At 65.8% G+C, this 21,338-nt stretch carries 19 protein-coding genes and 5 pseudogenes; 15 read left to right on the top strand and 9 right to left on the bottom strand.

The features are described 5' to 3' along the window. The first annotated feature begins 317 nt into the window (after positions 1-317). Entirely contained in the window at positions 318-2,282 is a 1,965-nt protein-coding gene (locus tag QC385_RS15635) for a site-specific integrase (RefSeq protein WP_279541900.1), read from the top strand. A gap of 156 nt (positions 2,283-2,438) precedes the next feature. Here QC385_RS15635 and QC385_RS15630 read toward each other — a convergent pair whose 3' ends face one another. After that, entirely contained in the window at positions 2,439-2,780 is a 342-nt protein-coding gene (locus QC385_RS15630) for a winged helix-turn-helix transcriptional regulator (protein WP_279541899.1), read from the bottom strand. Positions 2,781-2,912: 132 nt separating this feature from the next. Here QC385_RS15630 and QC385_RS15625 point away from each other — a divergent pair, with 132 nt between their 5' ends. Both QC385_RS15625 and QC385_RS15620 read left to right on the top strand, forming a co-directional pair. Then, complete coding sequence (locus tag QC385_RS15625) at positions 2,913-3,311, top strand: hypothetical protein (protein ID WP_279541898.1); 399 nt, start codon at positions 2,913-2,915, stop codon at positions 3,309-3,311. A 25-nt stretch (positions 3,312-3,336) separates the two neighbouring features. Beyond that, positions 3,337-4,215 carry an NAD(P)H-binding protein gene (locus QC385_RS15620; RefSeq protein ID WP_279541897.1) on the top strand — a complete coding sequence of 293 codons (879 nt, stop codon included), beginning with the start codon at positions 3,337-3,339 and terminating at the stop codon, positions 4,213-4,215. A 26-nt stretch (positions 4,216-4,241) separates the two neighbouring features. Here QC385_RS15620 and QC385_RS15615 read toward each other — a convergent pair whose 3' ends face one another. Beyond that, a complete protein-coding gene (locus QC385_RS15615; RefSeq protein ID WP_279541896.1) occupies positions 4,242-4,823 on the bottom strand; it encodes a TetR/AcrR family transcriptional regulator in 582 nt (193 codons plus the stop codon). Between the two features lie 290 nt (positions 4,824-5,113). Between QC385_RS15615 and QC385_RS15610 the strand changes: the two are divergent. The 6 genes and pseudogenes from QC385_RS15610 to QC385_RS15585 form a co-directional block, all read left to right on the top strand. Beyond that, positions 5,114-5,289, top strand: a pseudogene (locus QC385_RS15610) (IS5/IS1182 family transposase); the annotation flags it as partial. Between the two features lie 35 nt (positions 5,290-5,324). After that, positions 5,325-5,798, top strand: coding sequence for a nitroreductase family deazaflavin-dependent oxidoreductase (locus QC385_RS15605; protein ID WP_279541895.1), 474 nt, complete (start codon positions 5,325-5,327; stop codon positions 5,796-5,798). Positions 5,799-6,093: 295 nt separating this feature from the next. Continuing rightward, positions 6,094-8,727 (top strand): bifunctional FO biosynthesis protein CofGH, encoded by a 2,634-nt coding sequence (locus tag QC385_RS15600; RefSeq protein ID WP_279541894.1) that lies wholly within the window; start codon positions 6,094-6,096, stop codon positions 8,725-8,727. 5 nt (positions 8,728-8,732) lie between these two features. Beyond that, positions 8,733-9,383, top strand: a complete 651-nt coding sequence (cofC, locus tag QC385_RS15595) for a 2-phospho-L-lactate guanylyltransferase (protein WP_279541893.1) — start codon at positions 8,733-8,735, stop codon at positions 9,381-9,383. Between the two features lie 72 nt (positions 9,384-9,455). Beyond that, positions 9,456-9,836 (top strand): annotated as a pseudogene (locus QC385_RS15590) (NADPH-dependent F420 reductase); the annotation flags it as partial. Between the two features lie 332 nt (positions 9,837-10,168). Continuing rightward, a pseudogene (locus tag QC385_RS15585) lies at positions 10,169-10,303 on the top strand (LexA family protein); the annotation flags it as partial. Between the two features lie 7 nt (positions 10,304-10,310). Here QC385_RS15585 and QC385_RS15580 read toward each other — a convergent pair. Beyond that, positions 10,311-10,670 (bottom strand): hypothetical protein, encoded by a 360-nt coding sequence (locus QC385_RS15580; RefSeq protein WP_279541892.1) that lies wholly within the window; start codon positions 10,668-10,670, stop codon positions 10,311-10,313. Further along, a pseudogene (locus QC385_RS15575) lies at positions 10,655-10,789 on the bottom strand (IS5/IS1182 family transposase); the annotation flags it as partial. The gene QC385_RS15580 and the pseudogene QC385_RS15575, both read right to left, overlap by 16 nt. Positions 10,790-10,960: 171 nt before the next feature. On the opposite strand from QC385_RS15575, the gene QC385_RS15570 reads away from it, so the two are divergent. The 5 genes from QC385_RS15570 (at position 10,961) to QC385_RS15550 (ending at position 17,771) form a co-directional block, all read left to right on the top strand. After that, positions 10,961-11,296 carry a hypothetical protein gene (locus QC385_RS15570; protein WP_279541891.1) on the top strand — a complete coding sequence of 112 codons (336 nt, stop codon included), beginning with the start codon at positions 10,961-10,963 and terminating at the stop codon, positions 11,294-11,296. Beyond that, on the top strand, positions 11,293-11,829 hold the full coding sequence (locus QC385_RS15565; RefSeq protein WP_279541890.1) for a hypothetical protein: 537 nt from the start codon (positions 11,293-11,295) through the stop codon (positions 11,827-11,829). Before QC385_RS15570 ends, QC385_RS15565 begins: the two co-directional genes overlap by 4 nt. 285 nt (positions 11,830-12,114) lie before the next feature. Then, positions 12,115-15,972, top strand: a complete 3,858-nt coding sequence (locus QC385_RS15560) for a phosphorylase family protein (RefSeq protein WP_279541889.1) — start codon at positions 12,115-12,117, stop codon at positions 15,970-15,972. A gap of 23 nt (positions 15,973-15,995) precedes the next feature. Then, positions 15,996-16,199, top strand: a complete 204-nt coding sequence (locus QC385_RS15555; protein WP_279541888.1) for a hypothetical protein — start codon at positions 15,996-15,998, stop codon at positions 16,197-16,199. Between the two features lie 204 nt (positions 16,200-16,403). Continuing rightward, complete coding sequence (locus QC385_RS15550) at positions 16,404-17,771, top strand: hypothetical protein (protein ID WP_279541887.1); 1,368 nt, start codon at positions 16,404-16,406, stop codon at positions 17,769-17,771. A 12-nt stretch (positions 17,772-17,783) separates the two neighbouring features. Here the strand turns inward: QC385_RS15550 and QC385_RS15545 are convergent. The 5 genes and pseudogenes from QC385_RS15545 to QC385_RS15525 form a co-directional block, all read right to left on the bottom strand. Then, positions 17,784-17,902: pseudogene (locus tag QC385_RS15545) on the bottom strand (cystathionine gamma-lyase); the annotation flags it as partial. Positions 17,903-17,993: 91 nt separating this feature from the next. Further along, on the bottom strand, positions 17,994-18,563 hold the full coding sequence (locus tag QC385_RS15540; protein ID WP_279541886.1) for a DUF6262 family protein: 570 nt from the start codon (positions 18,561-18,563) through the stop codon (positions 17,994-17,996). Then, the gene (locus QC385_RS15535) at positions 18,560-19,861 is read right to left on the bottom strand and encodes a site-specific integrase (protein WP_279541885.1); all 1,302 of its coding nucleotides are present in this window, start codon (positions 19,859-19,861) and stop codon (positions 18,560-18,562) included. Before QC385_RS15535 ends, QC385_RS15540 begins: the two co-directional genes overlap by 4 nt. Positions 19,862-20,199: 338 nt before the next feature. Continuing rightward, complete coding sequence (locus tag QC385_RS15530; RefSeq protein WP_279541884.1) at positions 20,200-20,424, bottom strand: DUF5133 domain-containing protein; 225 nt, start codon at positions 20,422-20,424, stop codon at positions 20,200-20,202. Positions 20,425-20,464: 40 nt separating this feature from the next. Next, positions 20,465-20,599 (bottom strand): hypothetical protein, encoded by a 135-nt coding sequence (locus tag QC385_RS15525; RefSeq protein WP_279542077.1) that lies wholly within the window; start codon positions 20,597-20,599, stop codon positions 20,465-20,467. Positions 20,600-20,807: 208 nt separating this feature from the next. Here QC385_RS15525 and QC385_RS15520 point away from each other — a divergent pair, with 208 nt between their 5' ends. Beyond that, a complete protein-coding gene (locus QC385_RS15520) occupies positions 20,808-21,014 on the top strand; it encodes a hypothetical protein (RefSeq protein ID WP_279541883.1) in 207 nt (68 codons plus the stop codon). The last annotated feature ends 324 nt before the right edge of the window (positions 21,015-21,338 follow it).

Here is a 21,338-nt window from a genome sequence, read left to right as displayed (position 1 = left end):
AGGCTTCGTGCCGCCGCTGCGCGTGGACCGTGCCGGTGACGCGGGCGGGCGTGTGTGCGCCTTGCCTGCTGGGTGTCCGCCTTGGAGAGGACGATCCCTGGGCCTGGAGCGAGCTCCACGACGAAGCTCTCGCCTCGGGTCGGCCGCGTCAGCTCACCCTGGACATCGACGGGGTCGCGCTGCCCGAGGCGAGGCCGGTGCGGATGCCCCAGGCCAAGTCCGGGCGACGATCGGCCATCCCCCCGTGGTTACGAGCCAGGCTTCCCGAGCCAGCTCAGGACGATCCCCGGATCTGCCCTGTTCAAGTTCCCGGACAGTTGGGTCTCTTCCCCACCCCGGCGCGCCAGTTCGCCCGCACCCACGCGGCCCGCATCAGCGACCGGAACATTTCCGGGTTCGACGCCGTTTCCGAGCAACTGCAGCAGATGGCGGACGAGCGCCAGGTACGCGCCCGAACCATGTGGATCTGGCGGCTCGAAGGCTTCGCCCGCCTGGCGTTGGCCGCCCGCGACCCTGACCAGCACCTGGTTGCCACCGAGGCCCTCAAGGACCTCCTCTACAACGGCCCGATCCTCGGACAGGCCCTGGACCGAGCCGGCCTCCTCGCACCGCCCCCACCGCGCCGGGTGGTCCCGCCGCGCGGAACCGGCCCCACCCGCCAGGGCGGGCAGCGGGACCCTGAGCTGCGGGGACAGTGCACACACCGTCTGGCCTGGGCGAACGATCGCCGGGTCCTTTGCGTGCCGTGCGCCAGCTGGTGCTCCGAGATGCGCAAGCGCGGCGGCCACGAGGCCGAATGCGACCGCTGCCACCGCACGCTGATGCTCAGCGCTGGGATCTGCCGCTTGTGCCGGATCATCGTCGCCGAAACCGAGGTCGACACCGCCCAGATCGCGATGAAGAACGGCGAACAGCTGTGGTTCGCCCGCCCCCACGCCGCCGGACTGGCCGTCGGACGCCTGCTGCCGGGCACCGCAGCTCTCCAAGGCCGCTTCGCCCTCAAGCGCCGCCTCGCCCGCGCCCGGGCCGAGACCGCACGCCGACCATCCGAGTACCTCCTAGACCCCGCCCAGCTGGAACTCTTCCCGACCCCGCCCCGAGACTGGACCCGCCTGGACACGAGCAGCCCGCCCGCACTCACCCCGACGGCGGCCAACCTGGTTGCTGACTTCACCGCGTACATGCGCGGCCGTGGGTGGAACACCGACTCCTTCAGCGGCAGCGTCCGAACCCTGCGCATCGCGACCGGACACCTTGGTGCTGACCTTCCCATTCGGGAGAGCGACATCCGGGCCCTGGCCTCCACGTTCGCGAACCTTCAAGGCGCTCGCGTCATCAATTACCTCCGCCTACGCGGCCTGCTCAACGCCCAACCGCCCAGCGACCCTTGCATCGCCCGCGCCCGGCACCATGCCACCGCCATCACTCACCCGGCCTTCGCCGCAGCCGTGCACACCTTCATCGACGTACTCCTCGGCCAGGGAGGTACCACCAGCCGGGCCTGCAGCCCCAAGACCGTCGAGAACTACGTGGCCGCCATCCTGGACATCCTCGAAGCGTGGACCGCCGACGGGCTCACCGATCCCCGCGAGATCACCAAGAAGCACGTCGAGGACGCCCTGGCCCCGCTCCGCGGCGACGAGGCCCGCCGCCTGCACACCGCGCTGCGTTCCTTCTTCAGGGCCCTGAAGCGCGAACGCCTCACCTTCCGCGATCCGGCCCGCAGCATCTCCCTCACCAGCAACCGAACCGTGCCGACCGCGCTGCCCTCCGACCGCATCGCCGGCCTCCTCGACCGCCTTGACGCCCCCCGCGACCGCCTCATGGTTGCCCTCGTCGCCGTCTATGCCCTCCTCCCCGGACAGCTCGTCCACCTCCGGCGAACGGACCTCGACCGCAGTAAGGGCCGACTGCGCCTGCGTCGGGCGGGACGCATGGACCATGTCATCTACCTCGACGCCTTCACCCTGCGCCTGGCCACAGCATGGGAAGTCCAGCGCTACTGGCGCTGGCCCGACAGCTCCAATCCCCACCTCTTCGTCACCCGCAACACCGCCGTCGACGACTCCGGCCCGCCCATCAGCGCCGGCGTGGTCCAGCAGCTCTTCCAACGAGTCGGCCTGCCGGCCGGCCGCCTGCGCGTGGACCGAATCGTCGACGAAGCGCGCCACACCGCCGACCCCGTCCGGCTGATGGACCTGTTCGGCCTGTCCAACCTCTCCGCGACCCGCTACGTCCTGTCGGCACACCCGGACAAGAACGACGGCCCCATCGCCCCGTAGGCGGGGGGAGGCAAATATGGCACGCGATCAGCGGGCGGACCTGAGGCTGGGAAAGGCTGGCTGACGAGCACACCTCCAGCATCCGGCGGAGGGTCACGCGGAGCGCGGCGCCGCCCTCCGCTCCGATATCGCATCAAGGCGATGGCGTCCCAGTCGTCAGTGCGACGTCGTCCCGTTGGGCAGGGTGATCCATTCCAGCGCCCAGCCGTTCAGTTGCAGCAGCACATCGCCTAGCGCGCGGCCCTTGTCGGTCAGCGCGTACTCGACGCGCACGGGATGTTCGTTATAGACCGCTCGATCGATCAATCCTGCACTCTCGAGTTCCTTCAGGCGCTGCGACAGGGTGCTCTCGGTGAGTGAGGGGATGGCCGACGCCACCGCGTTGAACCTCATTGGACCTGGCACCAGCGCGCGAAGCACGTGCCCGGCCCATCGCTTGCTCAGTGTGTCCATCGCGGCACTGAAGTACGGGCAGTACGGGTCGACTTCGTCAGTCACAGCCACTCCTTCCGCAATCCTGGCTGGCACCAAAGTAGCAGGTCACTAGTTACTTGCATAATCCTAGTAACTAGTGTTCTTATAGCCGCGGTGCTTGTGCCTCCGGCCGACCCGACGAAAGCGAGTCCTCGCATGGCGATTCCCCCTCCTGCTCCGACAGCGCCGTCCGTCTGGCTCAAGTTGCTGACCACCGGCAGGTTCGTCGTCGCCGCCGGCCACCTGGCAACTCCCGGCGTCGTCGCGCAGGTCTTCGGGATGGAGATGCGGGGGACTCCCGCCGTCGCGTACGGGCGGATGTTCGCGATCCGCAATGCCGCTCTGGGTCTGGGGCTGCTGCGGCTCGACACGGTCAGCGATCCCCGGGCGTACCTGAAGCTGAACGTCGTGATGGATGCGGTCGACGCCGTCGCCTTTGCCGCTTCGGGAATCCGACGGGACATTGCCCCACGCACCAGCATCCTTGCGGCAGCGGTAGCCATGTCAGCCGTTGTTGCCGGTGTCGGCGCACTGCGCGCCCAGCCCAAGCCGTAACCACTAAGAGAAGGCAGATGCCCACATGAATGAAGGATCAAGGCAGGGGCTCGTTGCCGTCGCCGGCGCGACAGGTCGGGTCGGCCGCGGGATCGTCGAGGGACTTTCCGACGCAGGAGCCGCGGTACGTTCACTGAGCCGGACACCGTCAGATCCGGACACCGCCGGCGCCCGGACGACGAGCCGCCAAATCGACTACGCGGACGCCGGCTCGATAGCGTCCGCTGTTGACGGCGCAAGCGTGCTGGTCATCTCCTTGGGCAGTTCCGATGACCAAGCTCATCAGGAGATAGCGCTCATCGACGCAGCCGCCCGCGCCGGAGTCGAGCACGTGGTGAAGGTGAGTACGTGGGCCTGGCCTTCCCGCATGCACCCAATCGACTGGCACCTGCAGATAGAGGACCACCTCAGCAAGGTCGACATCGGCTACAGCCTGCTGCGACCCACGACCTTCACTGCAGTCATCGGCGGCCAGGCGCAGCTCATCAAGAACAACCTGTGGGGCGGAGCCGCTGGAACTGTGCCCGCGAACCTCATCGATGTGCGCGATGTCGCAGATGTGGCAACCCGTCTGATCCTGAGCGGCGCAGCGAGTGGCCCGGTCCGCAGGCCCTACCACCTCACCGGGCCCGGCGGGCTAAGCATGGATGCCATCGCGGAGCACCTTTCGCTGGCGATCGGGCGCACGGTGAAGTACACGCACCGGACTCCCGACGAGCAGCGAGCGTTGCTGCTGTCACTCGGACTGCCCGACATGATCGTCGGACTCCTCGTCGGCATCGACGTCGAGGCCATTGCGTCGGGCGCCAGCACCGAAAAGACCTCGACCGTCGAGGCCGTGCTCGGGCGGCCCCCCCGCTCCATTCCCGACTGGATCACGGAAAACGCAGGACTCTTCCGGTAACTACGCATGTGCCGAGCAGCCGTGACTCAACCTCGCGGTCCTGCGCCATGCAGCAGGGTGTCGATGACGAGCGCGGCCAGCGTGTCCGGGTCCTGCGCTGCTGGATCCTGATCGGCGCCGGGCCTGTTGAGGGCTTCGTTGAGGAGGGCGTAGTACACCTGCCGCGTCCACTCCAGGTCCGCGTCCGGAGCGAGTATTCCCTCTCCCTGCGCACGGGTCAGGAGTTTCATGGTGTGCGCGTCGATCTCGGCCCAGAGGGCGAGCGCGGCGGCGGGGGTGTGGGCCGTGGCGTGGCTGAGGGTGTAGCGCCAGGTGTTCTTGACCCGCAGTACGTTCGCGGTCACCCGGTACAGCGCCACGAGCGCGGGGGCGGAGTTGGGCCGGGCTTCCTCGATGGCGTCGATGATCTGCTGCTTCGCGGAGACGGCGAGCGCCTCCAGCAGCGCCTGCCGGCTCGCGAACCGGCGGTGCACCGTGATCCTCGTCAGTCCCGCTGCCTCGGCGATCTGCTCCATGGAAGCACCGGCGTCCTGGGCGAGGACCCGCTCGGCGGCCTCCAGAATCGCGCGCACACTGCGCTCGGCATCTGCCCGCAGTGCTCGGCCCATGTCTGTCTCCTGTCCGGTCGTTCGTTGCCTGGTCCCATGTAGAGGATACGTGAATGATTCGCGTGCCTCATCAATCGATTCTCCGATGTTGCAACTCTGGATATATTCGATACAGTAGTGATACGGATAAGGAATCACTCCGCACCACTGAGCCTTTGCCAACCCGGCCGACGGTGGCGTGAGTCGGTGTGGAGGCCGCGCACGGGAAGAGGTGAAGCTCCTGGTAGATGGGTTGCCGACCAAGAGCAACCTGTTAGCCCGGAGCTTCATGTGCCTGTCACGCAGCGGGGCTGGATCTGTCCAGCTCGACCCTTCGGTTCCTGTCCCGCCTGCTGGCTGCCCGGCGACGTGAGCTCAGTACCCGATGGCCTCGGCACCCGGCGGACCGGCAGGCTCTGCCGGTGCTGGCCCACCTGCGGGGCGGACACCCCAGCTCGCGGCCGGTTTCGGTATCGGAACCAGTACAAACGAAAACTCTTCGACAGTATGGAGATAAGCGACATGCCACTTAAAGGCGAGTACGAGCCGAGCGCGATGCAACCGGTACGTGACCAGGTGGAGCTGTACGAAAGCTCCGGTGGCACGGAAGGACTGACGCTGAACGAGCTGATGGGTCCGGAGGCTGGGCGGGACCTGCCCGTCGTCATCCTGACCACCGTGGGCGCGAAGAGCGGCAAGATCCGCAAGTCCCCGGTCATGCGGGTGGAGCACGAGGGCTCCTACGTCGCCGTCGCCTCCATGGGAGGAGCCCCCAAGCACCCGGTCTGGTACCACAACGTGGTGGCCGACCCCCGGGTGGAGCTTCAGGACGGCCCGGTGCGCCAGGACATGGTGGCACGCGAGGTGACCGGGGACGAGAAGACCCTCTGGTGGGCTCGCGCCGTCGAGGCGTTCCCGGACTATGCCGACTACCAGAAGAAGACGGAACGGGAGATCCCGGTCTTCGTTCTGGAGCCGGCAGCCCAGGAGCACTGACGCGGCACAGCTGGTTCATATCCGAAGAGGGGGCATGGCGCTCGCCAACAGAGCGCCTTGTGGCGCACATCGCCCGCTCGATGACCCAACGGCGTCGTCCTCAGCGTTCGCTGGATTCGACGCCCTTGCGGGCGATGTGCCCCCGGTCCGCCTGCCGCGCAGCCAGACCCCTGCCCGCAACCTCGCCTGGAAACGGACATCAACTCACGCACCGCCCTCTCAGTGGTTCGTCGGACAGGCTGCGCACGCCTGACACCACCCACTGATGCCATCCGAGAGGAATCCTTTGAGCAGCATGGCCGACTCCGACAGCGCGACTGCGCCCACCAGCCCCACCGAGAACTCCATGCGTCGCGCTCTCAAACGGGCCCGGGACGGCGTCGCCCTCGACGTCGCCGAGGCCGCGGTGCTGCTCCAGGCCCGCGGCCCGGCCCTGGACGACCTCACCGCGTCCGCCGCCCGCGTCAGGGACGCGGGCCTCGCACAGGCCGGCCGTGCCGGTGTCATCACGTACTCGAAGAGCGTCTTCATCCCCCTCACCCGGTTGTGCCGGGACAAGTGCCACTACTGCACCTTCGTGACCGTGCCCGGCAAGCTCCGCCGGGCCGGCCACGGCATGTTCATGTCCCCCGACGAGGTCCTGGACGTGGCCCGCAAGGGCGCCGCGCTGGGCTGCAAGGAAGCCCTCATCACCCTCGGCGACAAGCCCGAGGACCGCTGGCCGGAGGCCAGGGAGTGGCTGGACGCGCACGGTTACGACGACACCATGGCGTACGTCCGGGCCATCTCCATCCGCATCCTTGAGGAGACGGGACTCCTCCCGCACCTCAATCCGGGCGTGTTGTCCTGGACCGACTTCCAGCGGCTGAAGCCCGTCGCGCCGAGCATGGGCATGATGCTGGAGACGACCGCCGAGCGGCTCTGGTCCGAGCCCGGCGGACCGCACCACGGCTCCCCCGACAAGGAGCCCGCCGTACGGCTGCGGGTCCTGGAGGACGCCGGGCGTTCGTCGGTGCCTTTCACGAGCGGCATCCTCCTCGGGATCGGGGAGACGTACGAAGAGCGCGCGGAATCGCTGTTCGCGCTCCGGCGCACGGCACGGGCGTACCATAGCGTCCAGGAGCTGATCATCCAGAACTTCCGCGCCAAGCCGGACACCGCGATGCGGGGCATGCCGGACGCGGAGCTGGACGAACTGGTCGCGGCGGTCGCCGTCGCCCGCCTCATCATGGGCCCGGCCGCCAACATCCAGGCCCCGCCGAACCTCGTCGACAGCGAGTACGAGCGCCTGATCGGGGCGGGGATCGACGACTGGGGCGGGGTCAGCCCGCTCACCATCGACCATGTGAACCCCGAGCGCCCGTGGCCGCAGATCGAGGAGCTCACGGAACGCTCGCGCGCCGCCGGTTTCGAGCTGCGGGAAAGGCTGTGCGTGTACCCCGAGTTCGTGCAGCGCGGCGAGCCCTGGCTGGACCCGCGGCTGCGGCCGCACGTGGCGGCGCTGGCCGACCCGGAGACGGGCCTCGCCCGCCCCGACGCTCTCCCGCAGGGGCTGCCGTGGCAGGAGCCGGAGGAGGTGTTCGTGGCGTCCGGCCGTATGGATCTGCACGCCACGATCGACACCGAGGGCCGTACGTCCGACCGCCGCGACGACTTCGACGAGGTCTACGGCGACTGGGGCGCCCTGCGCGAGGCGGCCGCCCCCGGGATGGTGCCCGAGCGCATCGACACGGACGTGCGGGACGCGCTGCGTACAGCCGCCGACGACCCGACAAAGCTGACCGACGCGGAGGCCCTCGCGCTGCTGCACGCCGACGGGCCCGCCCTGGACGCGCTGACCGGGATCGCCGACGACGTGCGCAAGTCGGTGGTCGGCGACGACGTCACGTACATCGTCACGCGGAACATCAACTTCACCAACGTCTGCTACACGGGCTGCCGTTTCTGCGCCTTCGCCCAGCGGCGCACCGACGCCGACGCCTACACCCTCTCCCTGGACCAGGTGGCCGACCGCGCCCAGCAGGCCTGGGAGGTCGGCGCGGTGGAGGTCTGCATGCAGGGCGGGATCCATCCGGACCTGCCCGGGACGGCGTACTTCGACATCGCGAAGGCGGTGAAGGAGCGGGTGCCCGGCATGCATGTGCACGCGTTCTCCCCGATGGAGGTCGTCAACGGCGCGACCCGCACCGGCATGTCCATCCGCGAGTGGCTGACGACGGCCAAGGAGGCCGGCCTTGACTCCATCCCCGGCACGGCCGCCGAGATCCTCGACGACGAGGTCCGCTGGGTGCTGACCAAGGGCAAGCTGCCGACGGCGACCTGGATCGAGGTGATCGAGACCGCGCACGAGGTGGGCCTCCGGTCCTCCTCCACGATGATGTACGGCCATGTCGACCAGCCGCGCCACTGGCTGGGCCACCTGCGCACGCTGGCCGGAATCCAGCAACGCACCGGCGGCTTCACGGAGTTCGTGACGCTCCCCTTCATCCACACCAACGCCCCGGTGTACCTGGCGGGCATCGCGCGCCCCGGCCCCACCATGCGGGACAACCGGGCGGTGACGGCGATGGCCCGTCTCCTCCTGCACCCACACATCCCGAACATCCAGACCAGCTGGGTGAAGCTGGGCACGGAGGGCGCGGCCGAGATGCTCCGCTCGGGGGCGAACGACCTGGGCGGCACCCTGATGGAGGAGACGATCTCGCGGATGGCGGGCTCGTCCTACGGCTCGTACAAGTCGGTCAAGGACCTGATCGCCGTGGCCGAGGCGGCCAACCGTCCGGCGAAACCACGCACCACGCTCTACGGCGAGGTACCTCAGGAACGGCAGCGAGCGGCGGAGGCCTCCGACGGCCATTTGCCGGAGCTGCTGCCGTTGATGGACGCCACCTCGGCCCCTGTGACGCCCAGTGCCCCGCAGACGGAGTGAACGCCATGGCTGTCAACTGGACGATTGTGCTGCCGGTCAAGCCCTTTCACCGAGCCAAGAGCCGCCTGGACGCCTGGCCCGGAACATCACGCGAGAAGCTCGCGCACGCCTTCTTCCGAGACACCCTGGAAGCCGTGCTCGGCACCGCCGACGTCGCTCACGTCATCGTCGTGACTGGCGATCGGGAAGCGGGCACCGAGGCACGCTCCCAAGGAGCCACGGTCGTCTACGACCCGTCACACGGACTCAACGCAGCAATCCGTATGGCGGCCTCCTACGCGAACACGCTGGCCGGGAGGCGTCCCATCGCTGTCCTTACCGCCGATCTGCCGGCCTTGCGGAGCACCGAGCTGAACGACGTCCTGACATCGGCAGCCACCCACGACCAGGCGTTCCTCGCGGATCGCAGGGGAGAGGGCACCACTTTGCTCTCGGCAAACCGCCCGCGATGGCTGAACCCCGCCTTCGAGCAGGGCTCCCGCCGCCGTCACCGACGCGGCGGAGCCGTCGAGATCACCGACCTGCAGGCGCCCAGCGTCCGTCTTGACGTTGACACTCTCGACGATCTCCGGCTCGCCCACCGACTCGGTGTCGGCCAGCACACCCGCGCCGTCTTCGAGTCGGCCGTCCAGCTTCCCTCGACGTCCCACCGCTAGACCCACCTGGAAAGGAATACGAACCGTGAGCTCCACCGACACCCCGATCACCGCACCCCAGCCGGTACAAGCAAACTCGTCATCGACTCCGTCAACCCTCTCGGCTTCGACTCCAGGGGGGCCTACGCCCTCCGCCCCGACGAGGGCAGCGCTGCCGAGCAGGCCGCCGCTCTCCTACCGGAAGCCCGGCTCACGGCCGCGTTCCACCACCTGTCAGCCACATTGCTGACCGACCCCGGAATCGAGTCGATCGAGACCGATGTCCTGGTCCTCGGGGAGGACCGCGCCGACACAGACACCGTGCAGGCACTCATCGACCGCATCCCCGGCATGCGTGGCATCTACGCCGGCAGACTGCGCAACGCCCATCAGGTCGAGGCCCTCGTGGCCAATCTCATCTCGGTGAACCGCCGCTACAAGGCGCACGTCGGGATCCGCATCACGGACCTGTGACACCTGCCGGATCGTAGGCAGCCGCGCGCCGCTCCTCACGGTAGGGCGCCGAGGAGCGCAACGGCGTAAGGCTTGGCCTTCTGTCGTCCTGTGCTCAGGGCAGTGGCCTGCTGGTGGGCGAGCACGGAAGCAACCCAGTGGAGAGGTTCGTCTACTGGCGGCGCCGCTCACTGGGCTGTTGGTACCTCAGTGGGCCTCACCATTCCGGCTGGTCAGTTCGCCGTTGACGGCATCAGCCGCCGACACCGGATGCTCGAGAATGCCCCGCGAAGTCGCTGAACCCGTCGCACAACCCCGCCGATGCCCCGAGAGGACCAACAGGTTCACGCTCGATCCCCTTCAGGAATTCGAGAACCTGTCGGTTTCCGGTGTCGGGCGACTCCATGATCGACGCGGCGATCTGCGACGGCGACATCGTGACCGTACGCCGCCAGGACAGCGCCGACCACGGAGACATAGTCGCTTCTAGCGGGGTCAACCGTTGTGCAGCGTGATCCGATGAGGATCGGTGCAGCTCAGCAGCAGTACGGAGGACGCTACCGCGCGCAACAGGTGTGGCGCCATCACCCGATCAGGTAACGGCGCCACGGCACTTGGCATCTCAGACAGCTTCGGTGCCGGCGGCGCGGGCGGTTGCGGGTTGGGCAGCCGCAGCAGTGTCTTGCGGGTGATCCGGACTTCCTCGGCGGCCCGGCGGAGTTCGTCGAGCCGTGCGGTCAGCTGCGCGATCTGTTCCCGCCTCTCCTCGGCCTGCGTGGTGATCTCTCGTTCCCGCTCCTCCAGCCTCGCCAGCACCGCGCCGAGGGTCAGCTCCCCGATCATGCGGTGCGCCAAGCCGGTGTGGTCGCCCCGGTCAGCCGACGCAGTATCACCGCGGTCATCGCCCAATACACCCGCGACTCCGAACTGCGGGGCAGATGCTCGTAATCGCGCACCAGCCTGCGGTGCAACACGCGTCGGTGTCGGCGGCGACCTTGTCCAGCAGTGCGATGCCGACGGCGTTCTCGTGCGCCGACGCGGCGATGACCCGGTCAAGGACATGGCCGACGCCGACAGCCCGACCATGCGCAAGCGTGCCTGGGACTGGTGGACATCCGTACTCCAGACTCAGCTCGAACCCGTCGGTGCCGCCTCATCCACGCTGGCACGACGATCTCGCCGGACGCATCCTTGCCACCAAGCGCGACGCCTGGCGAGTCATCGACTTGCCCGCCCTCGCCGACAGCCCCGACGACCCGCTCGGCCGCAAGCTCGGCGAACCGCTGTGGCCCGAACGCTTCAACGCGGCCAACCACGCCAAGACCCGCAAGCGAGTCGGCGGACGCGTCTGGGGAGCCCTCTACATGCAGCAGCCCGGCCTCCTGAGGGTGGGGTCTGGAAGCGCGAGTGGATCGATAGTGCACGCATCAACGCCGTCCAGTTCTCCGGCGTCGACCTGGCGCACATCGTCGTCGCCGTGACCCCCGCCGGCGGAGAGTCCACAGTCGGCGACGAGACCGGAGTCATCGGTGTCGGCCGTGACTTTGACCGGCACCTGTACCTCCTCGCTGACCGATCCGGCTCGATGGGCGCCAACAACTGGGGCCTGACCGCATGCCGACTGGCCCTCGAACTCAATGCCGCCGCGATCGTGGTGGTCGAGAAGAACTACGGCGGGGACATGGCACGTCAGATCGTCACCCAGGCATGGGAGCAGCTGCGCCGGGAGGGCGCCACCGAGGACCTCCTCATGCCGATGATCCTGGAGGTCACCGCCAAGGTCGGCAAGCGTCTTCGCGCTGCTCCCGTGGCCCAGCTGTACGAGCAGCAGCTCGTTCACCACGTCGGCGAGTACCCCGACCTGGAGGACCAGATGGCCACCTGGGTTGAGGGGATGGAGAGCCCGGACCGCATGGACGCCGCTGTGCACGGACTCACAGAACTCGCCGCCCCAGACCAGCTCGACACTTTGCCGACCGACACTGACGACGACCGCTTCGACGGCCGCCGATGATCCTGTGCATGTGCAGCGGCTTCCAAACTGGTCACAAGAGGAAACGCTCCGGCCGTACGTGGCCTCATGGGGTGAGCGGTCTTTTGGCAATCATTTGGGGACGGATTGATGCCCAGTGCGATGGGCGAGATTACGCGGCTGCCGGTACGAGTACGGGGGCTGGCGGGCGTAGTTTAAGGACGGGCTGTGCGTTGGTCCACTCGTAGTCCAGCTTGTAGCCTATTGATCGAAAGGGGGGATGCGTGGAACGCCCGATCGCTGGCCAGTGGATGGGGGCCCATCGCCATGACAGTCAGCCGCCGTACTGCATTCTTGGCACAGTTTCATGGGGATTTGCTACCTCATGTTGTGGACTATGCGAACACCATTTCTGACCTTGATGTGGACGTCTGTATTCTCACCGCACGCAAAGCCGCTTGCTTGTTCGATGCCATGGGCGCGCTCGGTCTAGTATCCCTACCTGGACAGATAACCACGGATCGCGTACTCGATATGGATGCATCGTGGCTGTCCCGTAAGCGGGTGGCACTCATCGATGACCTACTCATATCTGGGTCAACCTTGTACCATGACGAAAAGGCTATTCGCCAGGCTGGCGCTGCGGACGTGAAACTCTACGCTCTTGCGGTGGACCAGAAATACTGGGTGCCTAGCCTTGCGCAACCGAATGAGCCATATCTCAAACTTGACGATCGCAGAGCCCTCAACCTCTCCTCGCAGATCATTGATGCGATCAGCGTGGTGCCTCGCCCTTATAACACTGATTGGCCCCTGTACGACGAAACCAGCCTACCCAGACGAGCAGAGCATGTACTCGACTCGCTCGGACGTTGGGAAACCTTTGATACCGCGACGACCACCCAGAGAAGGTTCGGCGTCCTATCCTTGACACACGAAGCATCTTCGAGCGCCCGGAGGGCTTTCGAGCGCGGTCTTGGGCTTGACCTCAATGCTGCACGCCTGCTCAAGGTTAGGATTTACGGAAAGCCTAATCCGGAAACTGCCAGCCTGGACCTCCGCGTTCTGCCGATTATCGCCTTTGAAGGTCTTCCATCCACGGCGATCGATAAAGTATTCAACGCCATTGCTGAGCAGGCTCGTGATGAGGCGAGGGAACCCCTAAGATACTTTGATTCTGCGATTTCGCGTCTGAGACTCATTCAGTTTGTTATGTCGGCTCGCTTGGGACGCATGTGGCTGTCAGACCTGCTAGCGGTCAGTAAGGCGCGTATTGGAACGACCTTGTCGACTGATCAACTTGCCCTCGCATTCCCTCCACCCGCGGCCGATGCTGTGCGTGAGCTTGCCGGAGGAGATGATCCGATCGATGTCCGTGCACGGGTGATTGCGAAGCCTCGCGACTTGTATGCAGCCCCAGCTGGTCCTTTTAAGCGTCCTGACGCATGGAACCTCCAAGCACGGCTCGTGGAGCCGTTCCACGAGCTGCATACAGAGCTTGAGCTGCCGGCCCGAGAGCTGTTGAGAAAGCATGGAAGAGACGCTTTCGAAGTACCTGAATTGTCCAGTCGACTTGGCAGTTGGCTCAACCGTCTGGCTATCGGACACAGCATTCCCGAGTTGGAGAGCTTGGCCAAAACTGCCGTCGGTGGTGAGAACCTTAATGCCAGCCTGCTTATCTCTGCATTCCTTGATATAGCCATAGACCAGGGAATAGCAGTGCCGGTGATGTACCAAGATGATCACGAAAACGTGATGCGCGCCTACCGGCATGGTGAGGATATCGAATTCGGCTTCAACGAGCTTCGCCTCTTTGGCATTATGCTCGATGCCGCGGTTCAGGGTCGCGGTGAAGGGCTATGCGAAGCCGTAGCCGAGAAACTATGCGTGCTCTACCTAAATATCGGACTGAATGCGGGACGACTGAACCGCTGGAACGGATTTCTGGGAGACGGCGATAGTGTCGGGATCCGTTATGGAACTCGGGGCGCAGCCGTCGGCCGAAATGACGAAGACTTGTTTGGGTATCACCCAAATAACGGACTCATATCTATGCTCAAAGATGCTGGCACGCTCGTGGTGAAAGATGGGAAGTGCCAGGTCGGGAAAATTCATCAGACGGCCCCGACTTCTGAGGAAGCAGAGGCACAGGCCGAAATAGTTGGATGGATTTTTGGAAAATTGCTGCGCACTGGCGCAACTCCACACTTGACTCATGAGGATTTGACGGTTCTCACGTCCTGCGCCGCCTCGCATCAGACGGTAGCCGCACTTGCAACTGAGATTCAATCGGTAAAGCGCGTATGGCCACTGGCACGCCAGAATTTTGAAGACATCGGTAGCCAACCATGGACCGCTTCCCAACTGCGGAATAGCGAGCTCTTTCAAGCAGTTACCCGCGGCGTCCAAACGTATCTCAAGCACCGTGCACAAGCAGCAGACAAGATCGTGAAGCGTGTTGCGAACAGTTTGAGTGATCCTGTCTACAAGCAGGAGTGGCGTCAATACTTCCAATCCCCCATTGAGGTTCCCAGCGACATCGAAAGACTCCTGGCGGAACAGGGTGAGTGGCTCCTCGCCGTAAAGGTAAATCTGGAACATGCTGCCTGGACGGTAGAGGCTGCAGGCGAAACCCCGATAGTTTCCTCAGGGAGGATTAGTGATGGATCGTCCAGGTCCAGGCAAATTGCAAATGCGCAGGGTGATTCGGTAGCCTTTTTCCGTGAGGCATGGTCGCAGCTCAATGATTTGATCATTTCACAGGCGGACGATCTAATGGATCGAGCTCGTGCGACCGCCAATCCCTTCGGCGACCCGCGACAGATCATTAGCTTCAAGTCTGCAATTTTTATCCGGCGATGCGAGGGTGGCGATGAATTTGAAAATCTTTACGAGTTTGTCGTGCCCTTCATTAACAAGCATCGTAAGGCGGCTGCGGATTCCCAGCGTCTGATATATTCAATACAGTTGGCGGGCGCGCCTGACGGCTATCTCGTCGTCGGTAATGGTCCCGCGAGTTCGAAGGCGCTGCAGCGATTGGCCATCGATATAGTCGAAAATTCCCAGGAATCCATGCGGATCGCCGTGATGCCTCGCCTAGAAGACAACGAACAAGTTCACACTGGCGTCCGCTCCGGCCTCTTCCAAGGAACAGCATTCGCTCGGCGCTTGCGACAAGTAGTGGAACACCCATCTATGGACAATGGCCCAGGGGCTAAAATATGTGTGATGGGTCCATCCTCAGTCGCCTCTCGAGCGGTCCGAGTTATTACCGATGAGTTGAAGTCGCGTGCTGAGGTTCCCAGAAGGGTAGCGCCTCAACTTGACACATGGTCCGTTAAATCCATCCGGGTGATTGGCGTGTCGGAGGTTCCTGTGAGGAAAGCTGATGTAGGCATCATAACGGTAATTCCTGAGGAAACAAACGCTGTCGTCGAATGGCTGGAGAAGGGCTCAAACTTTGATGATCCATCCGACGGTTCGGGTCGTGTGTTCTATTCGGCAGAGGTTGCCATAGAAGAGCAAAGGCTGAACGTGGTGGCTACGCAATGCCTTAATCAGGGGAATAAGTCAGCCATCGTTGCGTATGACGAGATTTACCGGCGAGAGCATCCTCGCCTAATCGTATTGCTGGGTGTCGCAGGTAGCATTCATAAGGATGTACGGTTTGGCGACGTGGTGATTGCTGAAGACGTAATCGACTACGGCCCTTCTGCCGTGACAGCGGCTGGCGTGCAGCGGCGGGGAACCACCTTTAGATCAGAATCCCAAATAGGGCACGCGGTTAACGAGTACTTCGCCAGGCGAGGGGGGGAGACCGTGAAGTTGGTCGGGGCGAATGGCGCGCCAAGCAATGGGCGTGAATTCGGGGTTCGCAAGGGGCCCATTGGATCCGGTGAGGTTACTGTAAAGTTCCGTGATAGTGCGATTCGTGCATGGCTTGAAGGATTCAATTACAAGACACTAGCGTTGGAAACGGAAGCCGCAGGAGTTGCCGCTTACTTTCACGAGCATGCCAAAGATGGTACTCAGTATATCGTTTTGCGCGGCATCAGTGATCACGCCGACAAGGCGAAGAATAATCGGTGGAAGTTGAGTGCGAGTCGAAATGCCGTCATTGCACTTGAGGATATCCTAAAGATCCTCTACAGGAGATTGTCTATGTTTGAAGGTCAACACCCCTAATCTAGGGCTTCGACGATCCGTGCTTGAACGAGATCCTGGAGGCCCTCTCCCCAGCTGAGCGAGCGGTGACCCTCGGGATGAGCCTCCGCGCCAAAGCCGCTCTGGCCGCCGGTGTCGCACAGCCGGAGGTCTTCGGCGAGCGGGTCCGCCGGAAGGGGAAGCGGCTTGCCGCCCGCATCACCGGTAGCTTCCCGGAGGCAGGGGGGATCCCGGGGCACGGCCGGTAGGCGCCCCGGTCTCCGCGCCGACGCGTCGGCGACCCCGGGCGGAATCCGGGCCGTCCCGCCGTGCTGCTGTAGGCCGGTGCCGTCGGGAAACCCGGTGTCCGGCCGGGCGTCCGCCGCCTATACATAGAGGGAGGGCAACTCCGCCCCGGCCGGCCGCCGGGCCAGCCCGCACCGCGCGGGCACTGACAGAACAGCGAGCAGCTGGTGCAGAGCCTCGAAGAACGCATCGCCCGTGTCTGGCACCAGGAGGTTCGGCCGCTGGTCGACGACGCCTTTCGCTGCCACAGCACCGGTACCCCCCGGGCCGCCATCGTGGCGACCTGGACGGCCGTCTGCACCGACATCATCCACAAGCTCTACCAGCTTGCTGAGGACGGCGACGGCAAGGCCGCCGAGATCGTCGCGAAGCTCAACGAGGCCCGGGGAAAGCTCGATGGCGCAGCGATCAAGATCGTGGAGGACGTGGAGAAGAAGCTTTTGGAGGACGCGCTAGATCTGGAGCTGATCGACGGGATCGAGCACCGGCAGCTGCTGCGCCTGAAGGAGGACCGCAACCTCTGCGCACACCCCTCCCTCCGTTCGCTCGGCGATGTCTTCGCCCCGACCGGCGACTACGCGCGGGCCCACCTCGTGGCCGCGCTGGACGCCCTGCTGGTGCACCCGCCCACCCAAGGGCGTAAGGCGTTCGACCGGTACATCGCCCACGTGGACGACCCCTCCTTCGTCGGCCACGCCGACTACCTGGTGCAGATGTTCGCCCAGCGGGTGAAATCCAGCGCCTGGAAGCAGATCGTCGCCATCGCGGCCAAGCACGCCATGCTCGAACTGCCGGTGCCCGAGACCAGCAGCATCCCCGCGAGCATGGCCGCAGACCGGCACGCTCTGTGCCTGATTGCCTTCGCCCAGCACGACCGCGACGCCGTGCGAGAGGCCGTCACCAAAACCATGGCCAAGTTCAACGAGCTTCCCATCGACCGGCAGCTGAAGGGGCTTGCGCGCCTGGGCGAGTTCGACGTCTTCACCGACGCCCTCGACCCGACAGTGTGCCAGCAGATCGGCACCTACGTTGACCAGGTTCAGTACCCGCCCGCCGGCACGAAGGCCCGCCGGGTGATCGACGTGATCGCGTTGGCCGGGAGCGACGCCATCCGGGCCCGCATCCCTGCCCTGGCCAGCAAGTTCGCCGAGTTCGAGCCGTACCAGCAGGCCAACGTCATCGCGGCGAAACCCTCCGCTTACTTCACCGACGTCGTGGCGGAGATCCTGGCTGCGGCGGGCAGCTACCGCGACGCTGAACACTTCGCCGAGAGCGTGGTGATCCCGCTCGCCGGCTTCATCCAGCCGGAGCAGCTGGAGGGCATCCTGACCGCCTGGGCTGAGAACCTGGATTGCCGGGCCGCATCGAAGATGCCCGAGATCGCGGCGCTCTTCTGGACGCGGGCCCCCCAGCTTCACGGTCTCGCGGGGTGGACGAAGTTCGTCAAGCGGGTGCGGGAGCTCGCGGAGACGGACTGGTACCAGTACGACGAGCTGGCCGCCCATATCCGCTACCCGGAAGCCGCCGACTCGTAGGGGTCTCCAGAGGGTCCAGGTCGGGTTCTCGTCGCGCCCGTAGGCATACGGCCCGCTCGCATCGCCAGGCAGATGAGTGCGGCGAAGACCGGCCCGGGCAGGGTCGGCTCGTTCTTGACCGGCTCGGGCAGTCCCGCGCGCCGTGCCCTAGCCCATGGCCGCCTCGCTCATGCCGCCGTTCCCTCCATTTCGGCCCGTACCGCGGCGAGCAGCCCCTATTCCTCATCTGGTGTTACTGCGTGCTGGCGTTCCTGGTCCCGATTGCTCTCCGCGCTGGTTGAGGGTCCGGGTCAGTTCACGGTTGGCTTCCCGGGCCGCCGCCAGATCGGCCTGGCTTTCTTCCAGGGTCTCGGCCAATTCGACGTTGCGTTGCTCGAGCCGCGTGATCGTTCGCTGAAGCTCCTCGATGTCGGTGGGAGCGCCAAGGCCCGACTCGCGCCATGCCTGTTCGCCCAGTTCCTGGGACAAGCGCTTCTCCAACTGCTGAATTCGGGCGGACAGGCGGACGGTGCGGGCCTGCGCGTTCGCGAGATCGGCCTGGAGCGAGGCCCTGCTCACCGCCGGGGCGCCCGACGCCGGGTCCTGCTCGGCTGGCCCAAGCTCGGCAGCGTGAACCAGAGCGAGCAGATCCCGGTGCCGGTACAGGAAGGTCCGGTCCACCCCGGCCTGACGGGCGATGCCCGAGACCGTGATGCGGCTCCCCTTCTGTGCGGCGGCGTTGATGGCCTTCACGACCCGCTGGCGGCGCCGGTCGCCGTCCGCCTTGCGGCCGGCGCTCATCGCGGAGCTCACGAAGTCCTCCTCGGTCGCACGTCGGGCAACGGTTGGCCGATGCGAGGCATCCCCAGCATCACGCTGCGCCCGCAGCGGATGACCGAGACCGCCTGCTGGATCTGCGCCTGCTCCTCCGCGGTGAGATCGTCCAGGTCCGCCTTGACGCGGTTGATCAGTCGGCGGACCCGGCGGATCTCCTCCTGGGACGGCATGGCCTCGGCGCGGGCCCAGTCGTCCGCTTCGAAGGCGGACATGAGCTTCTCGCGGCTGCGCAGGAGGTCTGCGTGGTACGCCTCCAGGTCCGGCAGGTAGGAGACGTCGGTGTGGAAGTGTTCGCAGCCCAGACAGCGGAAGCGCAGCGGGCAGCTGTGCCCGCCGGCCGCCACGTTCGACGGCTCCCTGCACACCCCGTACGCCGTGGCGACCTCGCCGATCTCGCGTCGTACGTGCTCGGATTCCAAGAGCCCCTGAACCTGGCGCCACACCCGCTTGCCGTGCCGGTCGAATTGCATGACCGCGACCCGGTCGATGGCTTCACGACGCCGGTCCTGGCCGATGCGGTAGTACGCCTGGCTGGTCTGCAGCTGGCGATGATCCATGAGGTCCTTGAGAACCTCCGGCTTGACGCCCGCGTCGGCGTGCCGCTGGGCGAAGCTGTGCCGGTACGCGTACGGGAAGATCTTTCCCTTGTCGAACGGCAGGAGTTTCGTGACGATTTCGCCGTCCACTTCCACCTCGATGGGCACGAGGAAGTCGGGCAGGGCGCGGACCCAGTTCCGGTGCTGCTCCCAGATGCCGGCGATCGGTTTGGTCCCCCACGGGTTGGCGACCGGAGAGGGCAGCAGCTTCAGCTCGGAAGACGGGGCATCGGGGAAGCGTCGTCGTACGCGTTCCTGCTGAGCGGTGATCACCGCTGCGGTCACTTTCGCGATCGGGAGCCGTCTGCCCAGCCGGAAGGCCTTGTGGTTGTCATAGAGGAGCACGGGGCTGCCGTCCGGATCTCGCTCAATGCAGTCCAAGGGGAGTTGGCAGACTTCGTCGGGCCGACGGCCCGTGTCGATCAACAGTTCCGTGCAGACCCGCACTTCGATGCTGCTCATCTCCTCCAGGAGGTTCAGGTTGTCGCAGAGCTGCTGCATCACCTCGTCGGGCAGGTCCTTGCCGGCCTCGGTGTCCTCCGGATCGTCGGGCATGTCCTCGGGCCCCATGACGAAGTCCGCCCGCAGGCCTTCGAGGATCTCGCCCTTGCCCGTCAGGCCGAGTGTTCGCCACCGGTTCAGGACGCCGTTGCGGACCGGCTCGCTTGAGAGAGCCACAGACGGGTGGCCTGAGCGAGACAGGCGGCCCGGGCTCGACCGCGGCGGCCACCGGGCTGGATGCGGCTGTGTGCCTGCGTGACCAGCGCAGGGAGGCGATCGCCTCCCTGCGCTGGCAGACAGCGGTGATGCTGTCGCACGCCCCCGGCCGTGCCACCGGACCAGAGGGCGAGTCCTCACCTGGCTCGCGGCCCAGGGGATCAAAACCTGGCGACTGATCGGCCACTCACGGGGCTGGAACGGGCGGTTCCCGGCCTCCCGGGCGTGGGCTGGCCCCGAACCCACGTCGGTCTGGGCCTGGGACTGTGCCCGCACTATCAGTCCGACAGTGCGGCAGTTCAGTGGCGGAGGGGCTGTTCTCGTCTCATGGCCTCGGCCATCTGCTGGCGGGCGACAAACAGTGCCGTGTCCAGCTGGCGGGTGCCGGTGGTCACACACAGTGTGTAGGTGGCGTCCTCGAGCTGGCGGGCGGTCTGGGCGCTGTTGTCGGCGGCCAGGCGGCGCCTGAGGGTTTCGCATCGTTCTACCAGCTCCCGCAGGAGCGAAGGGTGCGCCGTGATCATGGCTGGCTTCCTTCCGGCGTAGCTCGTGTGGACCAGCCCTTCACCCATACGGTGGCAGCCGTCGGCGCGTGACGCACGTGGAGGCCGTGCTGGGCCGCCGACGCGACGGCGCACCCGCGGCGAGCAGTTCCTGGACCGCGAAGGCGGTTTCGTCATCCGCGGCCGCTACCTCCACCACAGCCAGGCCGGCACGGCCACATGCGCATCGATGATCGGCTTCATGCACGGCATGACGTGCCAGCGCTTTGAGTAGGATCTGCGTCCCTTCGAGGTTCACTCAACCGAGTCGCCGGCGGGGCCCGCGCCGGCCGCTCACCCAGTGCGGGTGATGCCCGAGGTCGGGGCCGGGGGCAGCATGGGCTGTCCCTGGAGGGAGCGAGAGCATGCGTTACGAGTTCCGGGTCCGCGGTCCTGTCCCGGAGAACGCTGCGGAGGTGTTCCCCGAGCTGAAAGTCGCGACGCTGGGCGAGCACACGGTCTTTTACGGGGCCGTCATCGACGAGGCGCACCTGTTCGGTTTGCTGGCCCGCTTCCGCATGCTGGGCCTGCTGGTCACGGAGATGCGGCAGGCGCCGGCATCAATGGGGTAGTTCGCTGTCGCTGGTTCGTTGAGCCGGCGCTCTACACATTCAGACGCCGCAGGGTAATGACGGCACTGCTCGACTACCTCCGCTCGGGCACGGACACAGAGCGAGCAGGCGCCGAGCGCGCTTGGTACTGCGCTCACTTGCCGCTGCGCGCGGATCGGTCCCCGGCCTACGCACCCGATGGCAGACGCAATTCGGCCCTGGACGAAGCCCACGCCGTGGTGGACGAGTGGCTGGCAGTTTCCGAAGCTCAGCTGCGTGATCGCGTCGTATCAGACGGACGAAACGACGACTGAGGCTCCCGTAGCCACTGGGCTGTCGCTCGCT

Source organism: Streptomyces sp. DH10, assembly GCF_029813805.1.
Lineage (GTDB): Bacteria > Actinomycetota > Actinomycetes > Streptomycetales > Streptomycetaceae > Streptomyces > Streptomyces coeruleofuscus.
Note: the sequence above shows the minus strand (reverse complement) of the source record. Positions and strands in the feature narration are given on the sequence as shown.

Coding starts and splice junctions, on each gene's coding strand:
- QC385_RS15625 (WP_279541898.1), top strand. CDS start 2,913: ATGGCGATTCCCCCTCCTGCTCCGACAGCGCCGTCCGTCTGGCTCAAG.
- QC385_RS15620 (WP_279541897.1), top strand. CDS start 3,337: ATGAATGAAGGATCAAGGCAGGGGCTCGTTGCCGTCGCCGGCGCGACA.
- QC385_RS15615 (WP_279541896.1), bottom strand. CDS start 4,823: ATGGGCCGAGCACTGCGGGCAGATGCCGAGCGCAGTGTGCGCGCGATT.
- QC385_RS15605 (WP_279541895.1), top strand. CDS start 5,325: ATGCCACTTAAAGGCGAGTACGAGCCGAGCGCGATGCAACCGGTACGT.
- QC385_RS15600 (WP_279541894.1), top strand. CDS start 6,094: ATGGCCGACTCCGACAGCGCGACTGCGCCCACCAGCCCCACCGAGAAC.
- cofC (WP_279541893.1), top strand. CDS start 8,733: ATGGCTGTCAACTGGACGATTGTGCTGCCGGTCAAGCCCTTTCACCGA.
- QC385_RS15560 (WP_279541889.1), top strand. CDS start 12,115: ATGACAGTCAGCCGCCGTACTGCATTCTTGGCACAGTTTCATGGGGAT.
- QC385_RS15530 (WP_279541884.1), bottom strand. CDS start 20,424: ATGATCACGGCGCACCCTTCGCTCCTGCGGGAGCTGGTAGAACGATGC.
- QC385_RS15520 (WP_279541883.1), top strand. CDS start 20,808: ATGCGTTACGAGTTCCGGGTCCGCGGTCCTGTCCCGGAGAACGCTGCG.